The sequence below is a fragment of the Nocardioides marmotae genome, assembly GCF_013177455.1.
Lineage (GTDB): Bacteria > Actinomycetota > Actinomycetes > Propionibacteriales > Nocardioidaceae > Nocardioides > Nocardioides marmotae.
This window is the reverse complement of record NZ_CP053660.1, coordinates 4,360,034-4,379,778: the sequence shown is the minus strand read 5'-3', so window position 1 is coordinate 4,379,778 and position 19,745 is coordinate 4,360,034. Positions and strand designations below refer to the sequence as shown.

Sequence of the window (19,745 nt, the reverse complement as noted above, 5' to 3'; positions counted from 1 at the left end):
GCTCACCCGCGCACCACGACCTCGGCCACCTCGCCGCGGTAGCCGCCGTCGACTGCGGGGAGGGAGGTCAGCCAGACCACGACGTACCGCGCGGTCGTGGGCTCCTCGAGCTCGACGCGGCCCCGCTCCTCGAGCGTGTCGGACCCGGCCAGGGTGAGGTCGCGGACGGCCGTGGGCTCGGTGTCGGAGACGTAGACCGACACCTCGGTCGGGGCGCCCACCAGCGTGAGGCCCACCTCGGAGACCTCCTGCGGCGAGCCGAGGTCGAGGACGATCCCGACGCCGGTCTTGAGCCCGCCGGGGCCGAGCTGCTGCTCGTAGGTGGCCGTGCGCCACGCCGTCGCCGGGTCCGCGTCGGCGGCGAGCGGCACCAGGTCGGGGTTCTCCTCGCCGTCGCCGCCCTGGGGGTCGAGGTCGGTGACGCCGCGGACGGGGACGGCCGAGAGCGCCCGGGCCGAGGGGGAGGCGTCGCGGGGCGGGTCCTGGGAGCCGGTGCCGAGGGGGCCCCGGCCGCGGCCGAGGTTGACCCCGACGACGGTCGCGACGAGCACCGCCGCGCAGAGCGCCAGGATGATCGCCAGCCGCATCCACCGCCGGCCCGGGACCGGCTCCAGCTGCTCGGTCTCCTCGCCCACGGCCGGCAGGGCCGAGCCGGTGCCGCGGCCGTCGCCGTCGTCCCAGGGCCAGTACGACGGGTCGCCGGGCGCCCCGCCACCGCCTCCGCCGGCGTGCGGGCCGGCGTCGCCGTGCAGCACCTCCACGCGCGGGCGGCGCACCGGGGCCCCGTCGGCGGGCTCCGGCGCGAACAGCGGCCGGCTCGGAGGCTCCTCGAACGGCGGCGGGGGCGGCACCGGGTCGGTGCGGCGCTCGAGCCAGGTGACGTCGTCGGCCTCGTCGTCGAAGATCGGCAGGCCGGCCTCGGTGGGCAGCTCGGCCCGCGGCGAGGTGGGCCCGGGCTGGTCCTCGGGCTGGGGGTCGGCCTGGTCGTCGGGCTGGTCGCCGGGTCGGGGGGCGGGGTCGGGCTCGCGCTCGTGGGGCAGCACCTCGGGCACGGGCGGCAGCACGATCGTGGTCGGCCGGTGCAGCGCCGGGATCATCGCGGCGAGCGCCTCGGGCATGCCGGTGGGGTCGCCGACGAAGTCCTCGAGGTAGGCCGCCACCCCGCGGGCGGTGGTGACGTCGAGCAGGTCGCGGCGGGCGGCGTAGGGGTTGAGCAACGCCTCGCAGAGCGCGTCGAGCGGCCGGGGGACCCCGGCGCGGACCTGGCGGGGCCGCAGCACGTGGCCGTGCTCCTGGGGCGCGGCCGGGACCGCCGACGGCGAGACGCCCGCCCACCGGCCGGTGAGCGCGGCGTACAGCAGGCCGGCGAGGTCGACCACGTCGGTGGCGGTGCCGTCGGTGGGCAGCCCGTGGAGGGCGGCGTCGACGCACATCCCGATGACCTTGACCTGGCCGGTGCGCTCGACGAGGACGTTCTCGGGGACCAGGCGGCCGTGGGAGACGCCGGCGGCGTGGGAGGTGGCGACGGCGTCGGCGACCTCGCCGACCAGCCAGGCGGCCTTGCGGGGCGCGAGCGGCCCGCCGGTGGCGAGCAGGATGTCGAGGGAGGCGCCCGAGCCCCACTCGTTGACGACGTAGCAGACGCCCTCGAGCCGCTCGGCGTCCAGCACGCGCAGCACGCGGCGGTCCAGCACGGTCGCGGAGCGGCGGGCCGCCTCGATCAGGCCGGGTGCGCGCTCGTCGTCGGCGTCGATGACGTGCAGCGCGACGTGCCGCTCGAGGACCCGGTCGTGCGCTCGCCAGAACAGCCCGCCGCTGCTCTCCGACAACAGGTCGACGAGGCGGTAGCGGTCGGCGAGGACGTCGCCTGGCCGTGCGGTCTGCGGCACTGCCTCCTCATCCCCTTCGACGTCGACCACCGGGGCGGGCCGACCGGCCCCGGGCCCGGCCATCGTAGGACCGTCACCGACCCCGGGGCAGCGGAAGGCGTCGGGTGACCGTCTCGAGCACCGAGGTGACCTCGGTCAGCCGCAGCGCGCGGGCCGCCGCGACGAACACGACGATGTCGACGGCGACGACGACCAGGGCCCGCAGGACGGCGACCGGGTAGGACGACTCCTCCCCGACGACGTCGAGCAGGCCCGAGGTGAGCCAGGCGGCGGCGGTGGAGGCGGCCACCGCGAGCGCAGCCCGCACGAGGAACCGGACGAGCACCGGCGTGCGCAGGCCGCCCAGCCGGCCCCGGAGCACGGCGTAGGACAGCAGCGCGCCGACGAGGTACGCCGCGGCGTACGCGACGGCCAGCGCGGGCGCGGTGGCGGCGGCGTCGGTGGTGTGGACCAGCACGAGCGCGGCGAGCACGTTGGTGACCCCGACCGCGCACTGGATGAAGAAGACGGTGCGGGTCTGCTCGAGGGCGTAGAAGCCGCGGAGCATCAGGTAGTGGACGGTGAAGAGCACCAGGCCGGGCCCGAAGGCAGCCAGCGTGCCGATGTAGTTGGCGTAGGTCGGCGCCGCGGCGCCCAGCGAGATCACCCGGGCGAGCTCGGGGGCGACGACCGGCAGCAGCGCCGCGAACGGCAGCACGACCACCAGCGCGGTGCGCAGCGTCGAGGACAGCGTCCGGGCCAGGCCGGCGAGGTCCTGGTCGGCGGCGCGGCGCGAGAGCGTCGGCAGGATCGCGGTCGCCAGGGACACCGTGATCACCGAGTGCGGGACCATGATGATGAGGAACGCCGCGGAGTAGACCGAGTAGCCGGTGCCGTCCGAGGCGCCGTCCGCGGTGCCGCCGGAGGCGAGGCGGACCACGACGGTGTAGGCGATCTGGTTGACGATGACGAACAGCACCGTCCACACGCCGAGCCTGAGGGTGTGCCCCAGGCCGGTGCCGCGGAAGTCGAAGCGCGGTCGGTAGCTGAACCCGGCGGCGCGCAGGTAGGGGAGCAGCACCAGCAGCTGGGCGGCGATGCCGAGGGTCGACCCGAGGCCGAGCACGAGCTCCTGCTCGGCGGTGAACCCGCCGGACCGCTCGGCCTCCGAGGCGGTGCCGAAGAGCACGAGGTAGAGCAGCAGCACCGCGACCGAGATGACGTTGTTCGCGATCGGCGCCCACATCATCGGGCCGAACCGCCCGCGGGAGTTCAGGATCTGCCCGAGGAGCACGAACATCCCGTAGAAGAACACCTGCGGCAGGCACCAGCGGGCGAAGTCGACGACCGACTCGCGCGCGTCGGCCGGCACGCCGGGGTCGACGTACAGGTTCATCACCCAGGGCGCCGCCACGACCAGCGCGACCGTCACGGCGCCGAGGAAGAGCGCGGCGAGGGTGACGACGCGGTTGGTGTAGGCCTCGCCGCGGTCGGCGTCGTGGGAGGCGGCCCGCACCAGCTGCGGCACGAGCACGGCGTTGAACACCCCGCCCGCGAGCAGGATGTAGAGCATGTTGGGGATCGTGTTCGCGATGTTGAACACGTCGGCGTGGAGCAGGTTGCCGAGCGCCGCGGCGAGCAGCAGCGTGCGGACGTAGCCGCTGAGGCGGGAGACGATCGTGCCGGCCGCCATCACCGCGCTGCTGGAGAGGATCGAGCGCTGCTCGTCCCGGGGCGGGTCCTGCGGCCGGCCAGGCTGCTGGTCCTGCTGGTCCTGGGGGTCCTGGGGGCGGTCCTGGGGGCGGTCGGTGCGGGTCATCCGGTGGCCTCCTCGCGGCGGGCGCGCCGCACGCGGCGCACGAGTCGGACGGCGATCGCGCTGAACAGCAGCAGCGCGCCGGCGCCCATGATCACCCAGATCACGGCGCTGGCCTGGATCGAGCGGATCGAGACCTCCTCGGCGGAGCCGAGCGGCGTGGGGGTGTCCTCGGGGTCGTCGGTGTGGTCGGTGAGCACGAGCCGGACCCGGTGGACGCCCGGCTCGCGGGTGCTGGCGTCGAGCAGGACCGAGACCCGCTGGTTCGCCCCGACCTCGACGGTCCGGGGGCCCTCGATGGAGAGCGCGGCGGGGTCGTCGGTGACGGCCTGGATGCTGACCTCGATGGGCTCGGCGAGCTCGTTGACCACGGTCGCGCCGAAGCGACCGTCGGCGCTGGAGAGCGCGACGCCGCGCGGCGCCTCGATGGTCACGCTGTCGAGCTTGCCGTCGATCCAGCGCCGGGAGGCCAGGAGGGAGAGGCGCGTGGTGGTCGACCGGCCGCGGGAGGAGTACGACACCGCGGCGAACGCCTCGTCGGAGACCTCGCCGGCGACCTCGGTGTTGTCGCGCAGCACGCGCTGGAGCACCTGACCGGCACCGATCAGCCCGGTCGCGGTCTCGAAGGTCTCCGGGTCGAGGCGGCGCTCGGCCTGCCGGGCGGGGTAGTCGAGGTCGGCGAGGTCGACCGGCGTGCCGGTGCGGTCCGCAGCCTCGGCGACCGTGCCGAGGGAGACCCAGCCCTCGTCGAGCCCCTCGAAGAAGCCGCTGGCGGAGTCCGGCGCCCAGCCGGCGGGCAGCTGCACGACGAGCGGCTTGCGGCCCGGGGAGGTGAGTCGCACGGCCGCCTCGGCGAGCACCCGCTGGCGCAGCGCGACCGCGGCGAGCGGGTCGTCGGGGCCGGGCCCGCCCGAGGCGGCGCCGGAGGAGGTGACGACCAGCCGGCGGCCCCCCACGGTGGCCACGCCGGGGGCGTCCTCGCCGAGCATCCGGTCGGTGACCAGGAGCGTGTCGGAGGGGGAGACGGCACGGATCGCGGCGGGGTCGAGGTACCCGCTCGGCGACCCGAGGGCGGGGGTGGTCGGGACGTCCCAGGTGGCGGTCACCTCGGTGCTGCGGTCGCGGGTCCGCTCGAGGAGCCCGGGGTCGGTGGCGAGGGCGCCGGCCACGTCGAGGTCGCCGTAGGGCAGGGCGAGCACCTCGTCGCCGGACATGGCCGCGCTGAGCCGGTCCAGCCACGTCGCCGCCGCCTCCGCGGCGAGGAGCTCGTCGGCGGTCGGCTCGTGGCCGCGGCTCGCCCGGTCGCCGCCGTTCTCACCGTTCTCACCGTCGCCGCTGTCGCCGCTGTCGCCGTCGCCGCCGTCGCCGCCGTCACCTTCGTTGCCGCCGTCGCCGTCGGGCTCGGGGGAGAAGCTCGCGTCGGGCCCCTCCGAGGGCCCGCCCTGGTCGCCGGGCTCGGTCGGCCCGAGCGAGCGGGGCGGGTTCCCGTCCGCCAGGCGGCGTACGGCGTCGACGAGCGCGGGGTCGACCAGCCAGGAGACGGGCCGGTCGCCAGCGGAGGCGCCGAGGTCGACCAGCGAGCGCAGCGTCCCGCCGGTCTCGAGGGTCCGGGTCCAGGAGGTGACGTCGGCCAGCGAGCCGTCGGACTCGTGGTCGATGGGGCGGCGCAGCGGGACCACGATCGCGGTGCGGATCTCCCCGCGCGTCGTCCGCGGCACCAGCGGGAGGAACGTGCGGGCCCGGCCGTCCGCGCCGTCGACGCGGCCCGCGGCGGACTCGCCGAGGGCGTGGACGCCGAACCAGTAGACGCCGGCGGCGTCCACGGTGATCCGCGAGGCCGGCAGGGTCAGCCGGAACGGCGCGGCCTCGCCGGGCGCCAGCTCGTCGACGACGTCGGAGACCTCGACGATCCGGTTGCCGACCTCCTGCTCGGCGGGCACCTCGGTCGCGGCGGCCAGCTCGGCGGCGGTCGTCATCGGCGTCGAGCCGAGGAAGGGGTAGAGCTTGATCGCCGACCAGGTCTCGTCGCTGCGGTTGATCACGGAGCCGGCGACCCGGATCGGTCCGCGGCGGGGGATCGCGCCCGGCGTCAACGACTCGATGGTGACGCCGAGCGGCGCGGTGTCGGCCTCGACCGCGGCGACCGGAGCACGGGTCGCCACGACCGGGCTGGCGGGGGCCGGCGGGACCACCAGGCCCGTGACCGCGCCGGCCAACGTGAGGACCGCGGCCGCGAGAGCAGGCCGCAGCGACCGGGGGCGAAGCATGCGGACGACACTATCCGTCCGTCCGCACCTAGAATCGTCCCCCGTGTCCGACGCTCCCCTTCCCCCGCTGCAGCTCGCCGACGTCCAGCGGTCGGTGGCCGAGGAGCTCGACCGCATCGCGCCGGTGATCGACGAGCTCGGCCGCCGCTTCGCCGACGCCGGTCACGAGCTGTCCCTCGTCGGGGGGCCGGTCCGCGACGCGATGCTCGGCCGGCGGCACAACGACCTGGACTTCACCACCTCCGCCCGCCCCGAGCAGACCGAGCGGCTGCTCAAGGGCTGGGCCGACGCGATCTGGGACATGGGCCGGGCCTTCGGCACGATCGGCTGCCGCCGCGGACCCTGGCAGGTCGAGATCACGACGTACCGCTCCGAGGCCTACGACCCCTCCTCCCGCAAGCCCGACGTCGACTTCGGCGACAGCCTCGACGGCGACCTCGGCCGCCGCGACTTCACGGTCAACGCGATGGCCGTCCGGTTGCCCGGGCGCCAGGTCGAGGACCCGTACGGCGGCGTGGTCGACCTCGCCCACCGGGTGCTGCGCACGCCGGGCCGGCCCGAGGACTCCTTCTCCGACGACCCGCTGCGGATGATGCGGGCCGCACGGTTCGCCGCGCAGCTGGGCTTCACCGTCGACGACGGCGTCCGCGAGGCGATGACCGCGATGGCCGACCGGATCTCGATCATCTCTGCCGAGCGGGTCCGCGACGAGCTGGTCAAGCTGGTCTGCGCGCCGTACCCGCGACTGGGGCTGACCCTGCTGGTGGAGACCGGGCTCGCGGCGCTGGTGCTGCCGGAGCTGCCCGCGCTGATGCTCGAGCGCGACGAGCACCACCGGCACAAGGACGTCTACGAGCACACCCTGACCGTCCTGGAGCAGGCGATCGACCTGGAGGACCGGCTCGGCGGCGAGCCGGACTTCGTCTCGCGCTTCGCCGCGCTCATGCACGACGTCGGCAAGCCGCGGACCCGCAGGTTCCTCGACGACGGCACGGTCACCTTCCACCACCACGACGTGGTCGGGGCGAAGATCACCCGCAAGCGGATGCAGGCGCTGCGCTTCTCCAACGACGAGATCGAGGCCGTCACCAGCCTCGTCGAGCTGCACCTGCGCTTCCACGGCTACGGCTCGGGTGAGTGGACCGACTCCGCGGTGCGCCGCTACGTGCGCGACGCCGGCGACCAGCTCGAGCGGCTCCACGTGCTGACCCGCGCCGACTGCACGACGCGCAACCAGCGCAAGGCCGCGCGTCTGGCGCGCACCTACGACGAGCTCGAGGAGCGGATCGCGCGGCTCTCGGAGCAGGAGGAGCTGGCCTCGATCCGGCCCGACCTCGACGGCAACCAGATCATGGGGATCCTCGGCATCGGCCCCGGGCGCGAGATCGGCGAGGCCTACCGGCACCTGCTGGAGCTGCGGATGGACCACGGCCCGCTCGGCGAGGAGCGCGCCCGCGAGGAGCTGCTCGCCTGGTGGGCGGCGCGCTCGGCCTGAGCGCGGGTCAGCGGCGCACGGTCGGCAGGCCCGGCCCGCTGCGGTCCACCGGCAGCAGCGCGCCCGCGGGGACGCCCGGCGGCGGTGCGCACTCGCCGGTCGGCAGGGTGCACGCGAGGAGCAGGTCGGTCTCGCCGTCGAGCCCCCCGCCGACGGCGGTCTCGTCGTCGAGCCAGGAGTCGAGCTCGTAGACGTCGACCGGCGAGCGGGTCACCACCGGCGCCCCGCCGCCCTCAGGCACCAGCCGCACCGGGCTCCCGTCGGTCGGGTCGACGATCCGCCAGGTGCCCGCCGGGTTGGTCAGGGCGTCCTCGCCGCGCAGCGCCGCGAACCAGTCGGTGTCGTAGACCTCCGAGGCGGAGTCGGCCACCACGCTGCCCTCGCCGCTCGCGAGGTCGTGGGCGCGCACGCCGTCCGGCCCGGCGACGTACGCCGTGGTGTCGGTGAGCCCGAGGACCTCGGGTGACTCGGCGTCCTCGTACAGGTCGGCCAGGTCGTCCTCGCCGACGTCGCCCATCCCCTCGCTGCTGCGCACGACCTCCTCGCCGCGGACGGTGTCGACGACCACCGCGGTCGCCACGGGGGTGCCGAAGGCGTCCTGCTCGCCGGTGGCCGGGTCGATGAAGGCGAGGTAGCGCCCGTCGGGGGAGGTCCGCAGCGTGTCCGGCTCGACCCGCGCGCCGGTCTCCTCGAGGCGGTCCTCCGTCGCGAGCAGCAGCGGTGCGCCGGGGCCCTCGTGGTCGCCGGCCGGCACGAGGTAGACCCCGTCGCCGGCGACGACGTAGGCCTCGATCTGTTGCTCGGTGTCGATGACGGTCCCGTCGCCGAGGTGGACCGCGCCGTCCGCCGCCCAGACCAGTCCCGAGGGGTCGACGGGGGCGGCCGCACCGGTCCACGCCGCCGCGCCGTCGGTCCGGGGCTCCGCGGCCGAGCCGTCCTCCCCGCACCCGCTGAGCACGAGCAGCGCCGTGACGGTGAGGCCGGTGACCGTCGGCAGGAGTCGGGGGGTGCGCATGCTCGATCCTCTCAGGCCGCTCGTCGAGGCCGGCCGGGTCAAGGGAGGAGGGAACGGAGCCGGTCGAGGAAGCCCCCGCTGCCGGAGTCGCTCTCCTCGTAGGACTCCGCGGTGGTGGCCAGCCCGCCGGCGGTGATCTCCGCGGAGATCCGGCCCTCGCCGAGCCAGCGGGCGGTCTCCTCGAGGTGGGTGGTCGCAGCAGTGGCGAAGGCCGAGCCCTCGGGCACGTCGCCGAGCACCCCGCCGGCGAGCGTCATCCGCGCGACCTGGCGCTCGACGGCGGCGAGCCCGACCTGCACGTGCGCGAAGAGCAAGGACGCCTGGGCCAGCGTGACCGGCTGGACCTCGATGGTGCCGCCGTCGGCGAGGCCGAGGTCGGAGTACGGCGTGACGGTCATGTTCAGCGCCGCCCAGAGGTCGGCGAGGTCGCCGCTCCCGGGGGAGGAGTACTTCTCGGCCCCGGACTCATAGGTCGTCAGCAGCCCCTCGGGCAGCGCCACGATCCCCTCGGACATGTTCGGCAGCTTCACGGTGCGCAGCGGGTCGCCGAGCGAGCTGCCGCCGGCGAGCACGCTGTGGAGGTTGTAGCTGGTCAGGGTGCTGCCGTTGCCCCGGCCCAGCGAGCTGCTGAAGACGATCTCGCTGCCCCGGACCGCGATGCCCTGCACCTTCGGCGGCGTCGGGTAGGGGCCGCCGGACTCCTGCCACCTGCCGTTCATGCGGTCCCAGGTGTACGTCGAGAGCCGGCCGGGGCCGTCCTCGTTGTGCGTGCCGACGTACATCGTGTCGCCGACGATCGTGGAGTAGGCGCCGGCCTTGAGCTCGACCGGGGTGTCCAGCACGGGCACGGTGCTGCCGGGGGCCGCGTGCTCGATGGCGGAGAGGTCGTAGGCGAAGAGCCGCGGGGGCTTGTCGGAAGAGGTGACGTAGACGGTCCCGTCGTGGACCGCGACGCCGCCGGCGTGGTCCGGGGCGGTGTCGCCGGCGCCGCCGCGGCCGAGGTCGACGGTCTGCACCAGCTCCCCGGTCTCGGGGTCGATCAGCGAGAGCCGGGCCCGGCCGTCCTCGGTGTACGTCGTCTGGAGGAGGTGGCCGGAGTCCGGGTCGTAGCCGAGCCCCTGGGGGATGCCGCCGTCGTCGTCGCCGGTGGCGAGGGTGTCGGGGATGATCGGCCCGTGGTTGGAGGGGTTCTCCAGGTCGCGGCGCAGGGAGCGGAGCAGGCCGTTCTCCAGCCAGTCCTCCTGCTCGTCGGTGAGCGGGTCGGTGACCAGGAACTCGGTGGCCTCGGCGAGGCGCGTGCCGTGGGCCCGCCGGATCACCGCGAGGGCGAGCATCACCCCGGCCCGGAGGATCATCAGCGAGGCGCCGTCGGTGGCCTGCGCCTTCTCCCGCCGCCACAGGGCGATGATCCGCCCGGCGTCGGCGGCCATCACCTCATAGCTCGACTCCGCCGCCTGGAGGGCGAGCGCAGCGCGGTTGAGCCGGATGAAGGAGACCTCGCCCGCGGCGCGGGTCGCCCAGGCGCGCATGTTGAACCTGGTGCGGGCCGAGGGGCTCTCCCAGTCCGGGGTGTCCTCGGCGTAGCGGATCAGGGAGACCTCGTCGCTCGCGTCGTCCATCGAGCGGCGCACGTCGGACTCGAGCGCGGCGACCGCCCCCGGGTCGCCGGAGGTCATGTCGGCGTACATCGCCTCCGGTCCGTTCATGACGCCTGCCTACCCAGGCGTCCTCACGCGGAAACCGCGGCGCCCCACTAGGGTGCCGCCCATGGCCAGCACGGAGACCACCGAGGACCTCGAGGCGACCATCGAGATCGCCGCGCCGCCCGCCACCGTCTGGTCGTTGGTCGCCGACCCGACGCGCGCCCGCGAGTGGAGCCCGCAGGTGCTGCGGACCTTCGTGCGCGGCCGGCCGGTCCAGCAGGGCACGACGTTCCTCAACCTCAACCACCGCGGCCCGCTGGTGTGGCCGACGACGGCGAAGGTGACCACCTTCGACCCGCACGTGCGCTTCGCCTTCCGGGTCACCGAGAACCGCACGACCTGGTCCTTCACCCTCGCCCCGACCGCCGACGGCGGCACCCGGCTGACCAACCGCCGCGAGACGGCCGAGGGCATCTCGGGCCTCTCGCTGGTGATGACCCGCGTCGCCCTCGGCGGCGTCGACACCTTCACCGACGAGCTGCGCGCGGGCATGCGCGAGACGCTCGCGAAGATCAAGGCCGCCGCCGAGGCCTCCGCCTGAGGCGTCCCCCGCCGGCGCCGCAGGTCGGGCCGGGAACGCCGACGGCCCGCCCGGAGGACCGGGCGGGCCGTCGTACGTGAGTCTGTGGGGACTCAGTGGTGCGGGGAGGTCACTCCTCGCCGGCGATGAAGGCCTCGACGCGGCGGCGACCCTCGTCGTCGGGCAGCTGCACCGGCGGGGACTTCATCAGGTACGACGACGCCGAGATGATCGGGCCACCGATGCCGCGGTCCTTGGCGATCTTCGCGGCGCGGATCGCGTCGATGATGATGCCGGCCGAGTTCGGGGAGTCCCAGACCTCGAGCTTGTACTCCAGGTTGAGCGGGACGTCGCCGAACGCGCGACCCTCGAGGCGGACGTAGGCCCACTTGCGGTCGTCGAGCCACGCGACGTAGTCCGAGGGACCGATGTGGACGTTGCGGTCGTTGACCTTGTCGGCCAGCGAGCCGGTGAGGTTCGAGGTGACGGCCTGGGTCTTGGAGACCTTCTTGGACTCCAGGCGCTCCCGCTCGAGCATGTTCTTGAAGTCCATGTTGCCGCCGACGTTGAGCTGGTAGGTGCGGTCCAGCGTGACGCCGCGGTCCTCGAAGAGCTTCGCCATCACGCGGTGGGTGATGGTGGCGCCGACCTGGGACTTGATGTCGTCCCCGACGATCGGGACGCCGGCGTCCTCGAACTTCTTGGCCCACTCGGGGTCGGAGGCGATGAAGACGGGGAGGGCGTTGACGAAGGCCACGCCGGCGTCGATCGCGCACTGGGCGTAGAACTTGTCGGCCTCCTCGGAGCCCACGGGCAGGTAGGACACCATCACGTCGGCCTGGGTGTCCTTGAGGACCTGGACGACGTCGACGGCCTCGGCGGCGGACTCCTCGATGGTCTGGCGGTAGTACTTGCCGAGGCCGTCGAGGGTCGGGCCGCGCTGGACCTCGACACCGAGGGTCGGCACGTCGCAGATCTTGATCGTGTTGTTCTCCGAGGCGTTGATCGCCTCGGACAGGTCCTTGCCGACCTTCTTGTCGTCGACGTCGAAGGCGGCGACGAACTCGACGTCCTTGACGTGGTAGTCGCCGAACGCGACGTGCATCAGGCCGGGGACCGCGCCGGAGGGGTCGGCGTCCTTGTAGTACTCGACACCCTGCACCAGGGACGTGGCGCAGTTGCCCACTCCCACGATTGCTACTCGAACCGAACCCATCGGGGTCTTCCTTCCTTGAACCTGTACGGAGGTCTGTGTGCGCTGCGCTTGTTAGGTCTGCGGTGCTGCGGTCGCGTCGGGGGGCGGCGCCCCGCCGTGCTGGCCGAGGTTCCGCTCGGCGTTGATCAGGTCCGAGAGCCACCGGACCTCCCGCTCGACGGACTCCACACCGTGCCGCTGGAGCTCGGCCGCGTAGCGGTCGACCTCCTTCTCGGTCATCGACAGCTCGCGCTGCACCCGGTCGAGCCGCTCCTGGAGGCGGATGCGGCGGCCCTCGAGCACGCGCAGCCGGATCTCCATGTCGGTGCGCCCGAAGAACGCGAACCGGATGTCGAAGTTGTCGTCCTCCCACGCGGCCGGGCCGACCTCGGACATGAGGCGCTCGAACTCGCGGGTGCCGGCCTCGGTGACCTGGTAGACGATCCGAGGGCGGCGGCTGACGGTGACCGCGGTGCTGGTGGACTCCTCGATGAGGTTGCCCCGCAGCATCTTCTTCAACGTCGGGTAGAGCGAGCCGTACGACAGCACACGACCCCACCCGAGCATGAGGTTGAGCCGCTTGCGCAGCTCGTAGCCGTGCATGGGTCCCTCGTGCAGCAGTCCGAGGACTGCCAGCTCGATGGTCTCGCTACGACGTGCCACGCGACCTATCGTAGCGATATATCCACCCGTTGCGAACCAGCGACCTATCGGCGGGTGCCGGGTGACCGAGGTCGCGCTCAGCGACGGGTCTGGCCCGGTCTCGGTGCGTACCCTGTCCAAGGTCGTGCGTGGGCTCGCCCCGCCGCGCGGCTGTCCCGTCGTGCGTCACATCAGGAGAAGGACCAGCGTGAGGAATGGCAAGCGCCGGGCCGCTGGCCCCGCGGTGAAGAAGCAGCCGAAGCGGGCTCCCCGCACCCGCAAGCAGAAGCTGTGGCGAGCAGGCCGGTGGCTCCTCGCCCTCGGCCTGGTCGGCGCGCTCCTCGCGGGCGCGGCGTTCACCGTGCTCTACCGGACCGTCGACATCCCGGACCCGAACAAGGACTTCGAGACCCAGACCACCTTCGTCTACTTCGACGACGGCAAGACCGAGCTGGGCCGGTTCGCCACCCAGAACCGGGTCTCGATCGACCTCGACCAGGTGCCCCAGGCGCTCAAGGACGCGGTGGTCGCCGCGGAGAACGAGTCGTTCTGGACCGACAGCGGCATCGATCCGGTCGGCATCGTCCGCGCGGCGTTCAACAACGCGCGGGGCGGTTCGCGCCAGGGCGCCTCGACGATCACCCAGCAGTACGTCAAGGTGCTCTACCTCTCCCAGGAGCAGAGCTACCAGCGCAAGATCAAGGAAGCGATCCTCTCGCTGAAGGTCCAGCGCCAGCAGAGCAAGTCCCGCATCCTCGAGGGCTACCTCAACACCATCTACTTCGGCCGCGGCGCGTACGGCGTCGAGGCCGCCGCCCAGGCCTACTTCCAGCGGCCGGCGAAGAACCTGGACCTGCGCCAGAGCGCCGTCCTGGCCAGCGTCCTGAACAACCCCGGGCGCTTCGACCCCGCCAACGGCAAGGGCGCCCGCGAGGACCTGCTCGGGCGCTACCAGTACACGCTGAACCAGATGGCCGACCTCGACATGATCACCGAGGAGCAGGCCGAGAAGGCCAAGCGCCGGCTCCCGAAGTTCCCGAAGGAGGAGGCGCAGAGCACCTACGGCGACCAGAAGGGCCACATGCTCACGATGGTCCGCAAGGAGCTCGAGCGCCTCGGCTTCGACGGCGAGGAGATCCAGGGCGGCGGGCTGCGGGTCACCACGACCTTCGACCCCGAGGCGATGGCCGCGGCCAAGAAGGCCGTGGTCGAGGAGCGGCCCGAGGGGTTCCAGGACAAGGAGCTGCACGTCGGCGTCGCGAGCGTCGAGCCCGGCACCGGCGCGGTGCGCGGCTTCTACGGCGGGCAGGACTACCTCCAGTCCCAGATCAACTGGGCCGTCGCCGGCGGCCAGGCCGGCTCCACGCTCAAGCCCTTCGCCCTCGCCGCCGCGATCAAGCAGGGCTTCGCCCTCAAGGACACCTTCGACGGCAACTCGCCCTACGTGCTGCCCGACGGCACCGAGGTCACCAACCAGGGCGACGCCAGCTACGGCTCGGCGATCGACATGATCTACGCGACCCAGAAGTCCGCGAACTCCGCCTTCGTCGACATGACGATGGCGATGGACGACGGCCCGGAGAAGATCGTGGAGATGATGAACGACATGGGCATCCCGCCGGCGGAGGCCGGTCGGGGCGGGGCGGGCTTCCCGAGCACCTCGCCGGGCCTGGAGCCGGTCGCCACGGCCGCGCTCGGCAGCGCGACGGTCAGCCCGATCAACATGGCCAGCGGCTACGCGACCATCGCCAACGAGGGCGTCTACGCCGAGCCGTTCATCATCGAGAAGGTCGTCGACCGCACCGGGACGACCCGCTACTCCCACGAGGAGGAGGGCCCCGAGCCGCGCCGCGTGCTCGACGCCGACATCGCCGCCGACGTCTCCTACGCCCTGCAGCAGAACGTGACCGGCGGCTCCGGCACCGCGGCCCTCGCGCTCGGCCGCCCTGCCGCCGGCAAGACCGGCACCGCGACCAACGGCCGCGACGAGGTGTCCTCGGCGTGGTTCGCCGGGTACACCCCGCAGATGTCGACCGCGGTGATGTACGTCCGGGGCAAGGGCAACGAGCAGCTGCTCGGCTGGCTCCCGGACTACTTCGGCGGCGCCTACCCCGCGCGGACGTGGACCAACGCGATGCAGTCGCTCATGGAGGGCCTGCCGGTCGAGGAGTTCCCCGAGCCGGCGTACGTCGACGGCGACGCGCCGACCGACGGCCACGCGCCGTACGTCCCCCCGCCGTCGCCGACCAAGAAGCCCCAGCCGTCGCAGCAGCCGCAGCCCAGCACCGAGGTCGAGACCGAGGAGCCGACCCCGACCCAGGAGCCGACCCCGACCCAGGAGCCGAGCCCGAGCCAGCAGCCCTCGCCGAGCTGCGACATCCTCGGCTGCGACGAGACCTCCTCCCCGCAGCCCAGCCCGTCGCCGTCGGCGCCGGCGCCGTCCGGCAGCGCCACCCCCGGCTCGGGTCCGTCCCGGGCGCCCGAGCAGTCCGGTCGGGAGTGACCTCCCGGTGAGGAGCGCGGGCGACGGGCACGTCCACCCCACCCAGGACGACCCCGTCGCCCGCGCCCTCAGCGAGGGCGTCGGCGGCCCGATGGGCAGCCGCGGCGCCGGCCACCGCTGGTGGACGCCGGTGCGGGTGGTGCTGGTGGTCACCGCCGTGTGCTTCGCCCTCGGGATGGTGCAGAAGCAGGCCTGCTTCGAGGAGACCTGGAGCAACGGCCAGGATCGGTACGTCCACATGTGCTACTCCGACCTGCCCTACCTCTACACCGGGCGGGCGATGGTCGAGCGGGCCTGGCCCTACACCGACGACGAGCAGGTCCGCGACCGCTACGAGGTCATGGAGTACCCCGTCGGGATCTCCTACTGGGCCTGGGGGACCGCCTACCTCGCCCAGGCCGCGGACCACCTGGGGCTGCCCGACCTCGCCGAGCGCGCGCAGCAGCCGGTGGACACGCTCTTCGGCGACCCCGAGATCCAGTCGGAGATCCGCTGGTACGTCGTCGTCAACGCGCTCGGCCTGGCCGCCCTCGCGCTGCTCACCGCCTGGTTCCTCGCCCGCACCCACCGGCGACGGCCCTGGGACGCGATGATGTACGCCGCCTCGCCGGCCCTCGCGCTGACCGCGCTGATCAACTGGGACCTGCTCGCCGTGGTGCTCGTCGCGGCCGCGACGTGGGCGTGGTCGCGGGACAAGCCGGTGCTGACCGGCGTGCTGATCGGGCTCGGCACGGCGACCAAGCTCTACCCGCTGTTCCTGCTCGGCGCCGTGCTCGTCGTGTGCCTGCGGCGGCGGCGGATCCGCGACTTCCTGCTCGCCACCGCGGCGGCGGTCGCCGCGTGGGTGGTGATCGACCTGCCGGCGTACCTCACCGGGCCCGAGCAGTGGGCCGTCTTCTGGTCGTTCAACTCCGAGCGGGGGCCCGACCTCGGCTCGATCTGGCTGGTCGTGCAGCAGGCCACCGACACCGCGATCAGCGCCCACACCGTCAACATCGGATCCTGGCTGTTCTTCGGCGCCTGGTGCGTGGGCGTGCTGGTGCTCGGCCTCCGCGCGCCCGAGACGCCGCGGCTGGCCCAGCTGGGCTTCCTCGTGGTGGCCGGCTTCCTGCTGGTCAACAAGGTCTACTCACCGCAGTACGTCCTGTGGCTGCTGCCGCTCGCCGTGCTGGCCCGCCCGCGCTGGCGCGACCAGCTGGTCTGGCAGGCCGGCGAGGTCCTCTACTTCGTCTCGGTCTGGTGGTACCTCGGTGACTACCTCGCCCCCGCCGGCGGCGGCGACGCCGGCGTCTACTGGGTCGCGATCCTCATCCGGCTGGCCTGCGAGCTCTACCTCGTCGGCATCGTGGTCCGCGACGTGCTCCGCCCCCAGCACGACCCCGTGCGCGAGGACGAGTACGTCGCCCCGCCGCCGCGGCTCGTCACCGGCTGACCGGGGTTGTCCCGGCGCCGGCTACTCGACGACGACGCGGTCGAAGGCGGTGGCGGTGAACCGGACCCGCACGTCGACCTCGTCGCCGACCTCCGGCACGTGCGAGCCGGAGGGCAGGAACAGCATCGAGGCCTGCATGTGCGGCGGCTCGGCGAAGAGCCGCTGCTTGCCGTCGATGGAGAACGGGGAGCGGACGAAGCCGACCGCGTCCAGGCCGCCGCGGGCCAGGGTGGCGGCCCGCGCCCGGATGCCGGAGTCGCCGGTGGGCGCCTCGAGGCCGATGCCGTGGGCGGTCCCGCCGCTGACGACGAGCAGGTGGCCGGACTTCGGCGCGGTGCGGCCGCGGTAGCCGAAGGAGTCGCCCCGCTCGACCGGGTGCACGTCGAGCACGGTCGCGGTCACGCGCAGCGCCCCGCGGTCGCCCAGCCACAGGGCGGTGCCGACCCGGGGGCGGATCTCGTAGTCGGCGTACGACGCGCGCAGCGTGGCCAGCTCGTGGTCGGTGAGGTGGCTGACCCAGATCGTGTGGGTGTCGAGCTCGGCGGCCACCACGTCGTTGAGCAGCCGCTCGACCTCGCCGAGGTGGGAGCCCTGGGCGAGGGGGAGGTGCAGCGCGACGCCCTCGAGCCGGGCGCGGGGGTGCGCGCGGAGGCTGTCGGCCGAGGCCCACAGCTCGCGGGCGCCGTGGCCGTGGCGCTGCATGCTGGTCATCCGCTCCAGCACGAAGCGGGCGTCGGGCTGCCGGGCGAGCAGGTCGGTGAGGTCCTGGGGCCGGCTGACGGTGTGCACCACCCGGTCGGCGAGGGCGGGGTCGACCTCGAGCGCGGCGCCGAAGGGCCGCCAGGGGGTGAGCACCAGCAGGCTGCCGTCGAAGCGGGTCGCGACGTGGGACAGCTCGTCGTAGGTGCCGACCGCGATCGTGTCGACGCCGAGCCACTGGCTCTTGCGGGCGAGCCGGGCGAGGGTGAAGCCGTAGCCGTTGCCCTTGCAGACCGGGACCAGCCCGGGGTGGGCGTCGGCCACCGAGCGCAGGTGCGCGCGCCAGCGCTCGCCGTCGACGTGGAGGACCAGGCTCACCGGGTCACCCCCGCCGCAACATGTAGAGGTCGAAGGCGCGGTACAGCGGCCGGTGCAGCGGGAGGTCCCACTCCCCGGCGTACTCCACGGCCTCGCCGCCGGTGCCGACCTTGAACTGGATCAGGCCGACGTGCGGGTCGTCGGGGTCGAGGGTCTCGGTGATGCCGCGCAGGTCGTAGACGTCGGCGCCGGCGGCGATCGCGGCGCGCATCATCGCCCACTGGACGGCGTTGGAGCCACGGACCTCGCGCTTCTCCGAGGAGGAGGCGCCGTAGGAGTACCAGGCGTGCGCGCCGACGCGGATCGCGATGGTCGCGGCGACCAGGTCGCCCTCGTGCCGGGCGAGGTGGAGGGTGATCCGGTCCGGCTCCTCGGCGGCGAGCGCCTCGACCATGGTCCGGAAGTACGACAGCGGGCGTGGGGTGAACCGGTCCCGCTCGGCGGTGTGGACGTAGAGGTCGTGGAAGGCCTTGAGCTCGGTGCCGATGCCCTCGACGGTGCTGGTGGAGGTGACCTCGACGCCGGCCTTGGCGGCCTTCTTGATGTTGCGGCGCCACAGCTGGTTCATCCCCGCCAGCACGTCCTCCTCCGAGCGCCCGGCCAGCGGGACCTGGAAGACGTGCTGCGGCTGCCCGGCGGCGAACCCGCCCGCGACGGCCTGGGAGCGCCAGCCGAGCTCGCGCAGCTGGGAGACCACGCGGGCCCCCGCCCCGTCGCGCTCGGTGGGGGCGAGCTCGCCGAGGCGGTGCACGCCCTCGTCGGCGATGCCGGCCTTGATGGCCGCTGCGTCCCAGCGACGGGTGACCACCGGCGGGCCGATCCGCACGCCGAACGCGCCGCGGGCCTTGACGTGGGCCGCCATGGGGGTCAGCCAGGCGGCGAGGTCCTCGTCGGCCCAGTCGATGAGCGGGCCCTCGGGCAGGTAGGCGAGGTAGCGGCGCACCTTCGGCAGCTGGCGGTAGAGCACCAGCGCCGCCCCCACGGGGGCCTCCTCGCCGTCGCGGAACCAGCCGATCGACTGGCGCCGCCACTCCCGCTTCACGTGGCCCCACGCGGGGGTCTGGAGGAACGACGCGGAGCGCTGGGCCCGGACGAAGGCGAGGTGCTCGGACTCGGAGATCTCGCGGACGGTCAGCACCGCTCCACGCTATCCGACCCCCGCCGGGTCCCCGGCGCCCCGTGGGCCAAGTCGTGGGTCGGCCGTGGGTCGGCCGTGGGTCAGACGCGCTCGCGCAGCCAGGCGAAGTCCGCGAGGTGCTCCTCGGGGCCGCCCGGCGTCTCGCAGACCACCGGCGCCCCGGCGTCGCGGACCACCGCGGCGAGCAGGTCGGGGTCGATCCGCCCGGCGCCGAAGTTGGTGTGCCGGTCCGCGCCGGAGTCGAAGTCGTCGCGGCTGTCGTTGCAGTGCACCAGGTCGATCCGCCCGGTGATCCGGCGTACGTCGTCGACGACCGTCCCCAGCGCGTTGCCGCCGGCGTGGGCGTGGCAGGTGTCGAGGCAGAACCCCACCTGCTCGAAGCCCTCGGCGGTGGAGATCGCGTCCCAGACCCGGCCGATCCGGTCGAGGTGGCGGGCCATCGCGTTGTCACCGCCCGCGGTGTTCTCGATCAGCAGCGGCACCTTGATGTCGGTCGCCTCGATCGCCTTGCGCCAGTTGTCGAACCCCTTCTCGGGGTCGTCGGCCTTGTTCACGTGCCCGCCGTGGACGATCAGCCCCTTCGCGCCGACCTCGGCCGCGGCGTCCATGTGCTGCTGGAGGAGCTTGCGGCTCGGGATGCGGATGCGGTTGTTGGTGGTGGCGACGTTGATGACGTACGGCGCGTGGACGTACAGGTCGACGCCCGCGGCCTCGGCGGCCTCCTTCAGCGCGGCCGCGCCGCCGGCGTACCGGACCTGCGGGCCCTTGTAGTCCTGCGGGTCGCCGAGGAAGAACTGCACCAGGGGCGCCTGCCGCGCCTGCGCCTCGGCGACGGGGTCGGTCTGGTCGACGTGGGCGCCGATCGGGAGGGTCGTGGGGGTCCGCGGGGCCATGCGGGCCACCCTACGAGGGGCCGCCGACACGATTTCGGGGCGGTCGCCGCGCGCTGGTACCTTGTCCTGTCCTCGCGCGACCGCCCACCGACGGGTCCGGGAGCCGGGGACGCCCCGCCGCGCGGCTCGCTGCCGGTGGGGACGCAAGCCCTCCTGCCACGGAGAGACCGTGGCCGCCGAA

At 73.7% G+C, this 19,745-nt stretch carries 14 protein-coding genes; 4 read left to right on the top strand and 10 right to left on the bottom strand.

Annotation, left to right across the window (positions count from 1 at the left end; all coding sequences use genetic code 11):
* Positions 1 to 2 precede the first annotated feature (2 nt).
* From HPC71_RS20755 to HPC71_RS20745, 3 genes are all read right to left on the bottom strand, one after another.
* Positions 3 to 1,889: a protein kinase family protein gene (locus tag HPC71_RS20755; RefSeq protein WP_154616049.1), complete on the bottom strand. Its 1,887-nt coding sequence runs from the start codon at positions 1,887 to 1,889 to the stop codon at positions 3 to 5.
* 73 nt (positions 1,890 to 1,962) lie between these two features.
* The gene (murJ, locus tag HPC71_RS20750) at positions 1,963 to 3,687 is read right to left on the bottom strand and encodes a murein biosynthesis integral membrane protein MurJ (protein WP_154616051.1); all 1,725 of its coding nucleotides are present in this window, start codon (positions 3,685 to 3,687) and stop codon (positions 1,963 to 1,965) included.
* The gene (locus HPC71_RS20745) at positions 3,684 to 5,951 is read right to left on the bottom strand and encodes a DUF6049 family protein (RefSeq protein ID WP_154616053.1); all 2,268 of its coding nucleotides are present in this window, start codon (positions 5,949 to 5,951) and stop codon (positions 3,684 to 3,686) included. The genes murJ and HPC71_RS20745 overlap by 4 nt, the downstream gene beginning before the upstream one ends.
* Before the next feature lie 94 nt (positions 5,952 to 6,045).
* Between HPC71_RS20745 and HPC71_RS20740 the strand changes: the two genes are divergently transcribed.
* Complete coding sequence (locus tag HPC71_RS20740) at positions 6,046 to 7,446, top strand: CCA tRNA nucleotidyltransferase (RefSeq protein WP_432806462.1); 1,401 nt, start codon at positions 6,046 to 6,048, stop codon at positions 7,444 to 7,446.
* Positions 7,447 to 7,453: 7 nt separating this feature from the next.
* Here HPC71_RS20740 and HPC71_RS20735 read toward each other — a convergent pair whose 3' ends face one another.
* Positions 7,454 to 8,461 (bottom strand): hypothetical protein, encoded by a 1,008-nt coding sequence (locus tag HPC71_RS20735; RefSeq protein ID WP_154616055.1) that lies wholly within the window; start codon positions 8,459 to 8,461, stop codon positions 7,454 to 7,456.
* 38 nt (positions 8,462 to 8,499) lie between these two features.
* Positions 8,500 to 10,167, bottom strand: a complete 1,668-nt coding sequence (locus HPC71_RS20730; RefSeq protein WP_154616057.1) for an SdiA-regulated/phytase-like domain-containing protein — start codon at positions 10,165 to 10,167, stop codon at positions 8,500 to 8,502.
* A 61-nt stretch (positions 10,168 to 10,228) separates the two neighbouring features.
* On the opposite strand from HPC71_RS20730, the gene HPC71_RS20725 reads away from it, so the two are divergent.
* Positions 10,229 to 10,705 (top strand): SRPBCC family protein, encoded by a 477-nt coding sequence (locus HPC71_RS20725; protein WP_154612372.1) that lies wholly within the window; start codon positions 10,229 to 10,231, stop codon positions 10,703 to 10,705.
* Positions 10,706 to 10,814: 109 nt separating this feature from the next.
* Here the strand turns inward: HPC71_RS20725 and HPC71_RS20720 are convergent, their stop codons facing one another.
* Both HPC71_RS20720 and HPC71_RS20715 read right to left on the bottom strand, forming a co-directional pair.
* Entirely contained in the window at positions 10,815 to 11,900 is a 1,086-nt protein-coding gene (locus tag HPC71_RS20720; RefSeq protein WP_154612373.1) for an inositol-3-phosphate synthase, read from the bottom strand.
* Positions 11,901 to 11,951: 51 nt separating this feature from the next.
* Entirely contained in the window at positions 11,952 to 12,542 is a 591-nt protein-coding gene (locus HPC71_RS20715) for a PadR family transcriptional regulator (RefSeq protein WP_171897140.1), read from the bottom strand.
* Between the two features lie 187 nt (positions 12,543 to 12,729).
* Between HPC71_RS20715 and HPC71_RS20710 the strand changes: the two genes are divergently transcribed.
* Together HPC71_RS20710 and HPC71_RS20705 are read left to right on the top strand one after the other, a co-directional pair.
* Complete coding sequence (locus tag HPC71_RS20710) at positions 12,730 to 15,024, top strand: transglycosylase domain-containing protein (RefSeq protein WP_253943830.1); 2,295 nt, start codon at positions 12,730 to 12,732, stop codon at positions 15,022 to 15,024.
* Positions 15,025 to 15,031: 7 nt separating this feature from the next.
* Positions 15,032 to 16,456 (top strand): glycosyltransferase family 87 protein, encoded by a 1,425-nt coding sequence (locus HPC71_RS20705; protein WP_253943829.1) that lies wholly within the window; start codon positions 15,032 to 15,034, stop codon positions 16,454 to 16,456.
* 21 nt (positions 16,457 to 16,477) lie between these two features.
* Here HPC71_RS20705 and HPC71_RS20700 read toward each other — a convergent pair whose 3' ends face one another.
* The 3 genes from HPC71_RS20700 to HPC71_RS20690 all read right to left on the bottom strand — a co-directional run bounded on the left by HPC71_RS20700 (position 16,478) and on the right by HPC71_RS20690 (position 19,564).
* Positions 16,478 to 17,533, bottom strand: coding sequence for an alanine racemase (locus HPC71_RS20700; protein ID WP_171897138.1), 1,056 nt, complete (start codon positions 17,531 to 17,533; stop codon positions 16,478 to 16,480).
* A 4-nt stretch (positions 17,534 to 17,537) separates the two neighbouring features.
* Positions 17,538 to 18,671, bottom strand: coding sequence for a lipid II:glycine glycyltransferase FemX (locus HPC71_RS20695; RefSeq protein WP_253943828.1), 1,134 nt, complete (start codon positions 18,669 to 18,671; stop codon positions 17,538 to 17,540).
* Positions 18,672 to 18,751: 80 nt separating this feature from the next.
* Positions 18,752 to 19,564: a deoxyribonuclease IV gene (locus HPC71_RS20690; RefSeq protein WP_154616061.1), complete on the bottom strand. Its 813-nt coding sequence runs from the start codon at positions 19,562 to 19,564 to the stop codon at positions 18,752 to 18,754.
* Positions 19,565 to 19,745: the final 181 nt, after the last annotated feature.

What these genes read in the sequence shown, in the direction of transcription:
- murJ (WP_154616051.1), bottom strand. Translation starts at nt 3,687, where the DNA reads ATGACCCGCACCGACCGCCCCCAGGACCGCCCCCAGGACCCCCAGGAC.
- HPC71_RS20745 (WP_154616053.1), bottom strand. Translation starts at nt 5,951, where the DNA reads ATGCTTCGCCCCCGGTCGCTGCGGCCTGCTCTCGCGGCCGCGGTCCTC.
- HPC71_RS20735 (WP_154616055.1), bottom strand. Translation starts at nt 8,461, where the DNA reads ATGCGCACCCCCCGACTCCTGCCGACGGTCACCGGCCTCACCGTCACG.
- HPC71_RS20730 (WP_154616057.1), bottom strand. Translation starts at nt 10,167, where the DNA reads ATGAACGGACCGGAGGCGATGTACGCCGACATGACCTCCGGCGACCCG.
- HPC71_RS20725 (WP_154612372.1), top strand. Translation starts at nt 10,229, where the DNA reads ATGGCCAGCACGGAGACCACCGAGGACCTCGAGGCGACCATCGAGATC.
- HPC71_RS20720 (WP_154612373.1), bottom strand. Translation starts at nt 11,900, where the DNA reads ATGGGTTCGGTTCGAGTAGCAATCGTGGGAGTGGGCAACTGCGCCACG.
- HPC71_RS20690 (WP_154616061.1), bottom strand. Translation starts at nt 19,564, where the DNA reads ATGGCCCCGCGGACCCCCACGACCCTCCCGATCGGCGCCCACGTCGAC.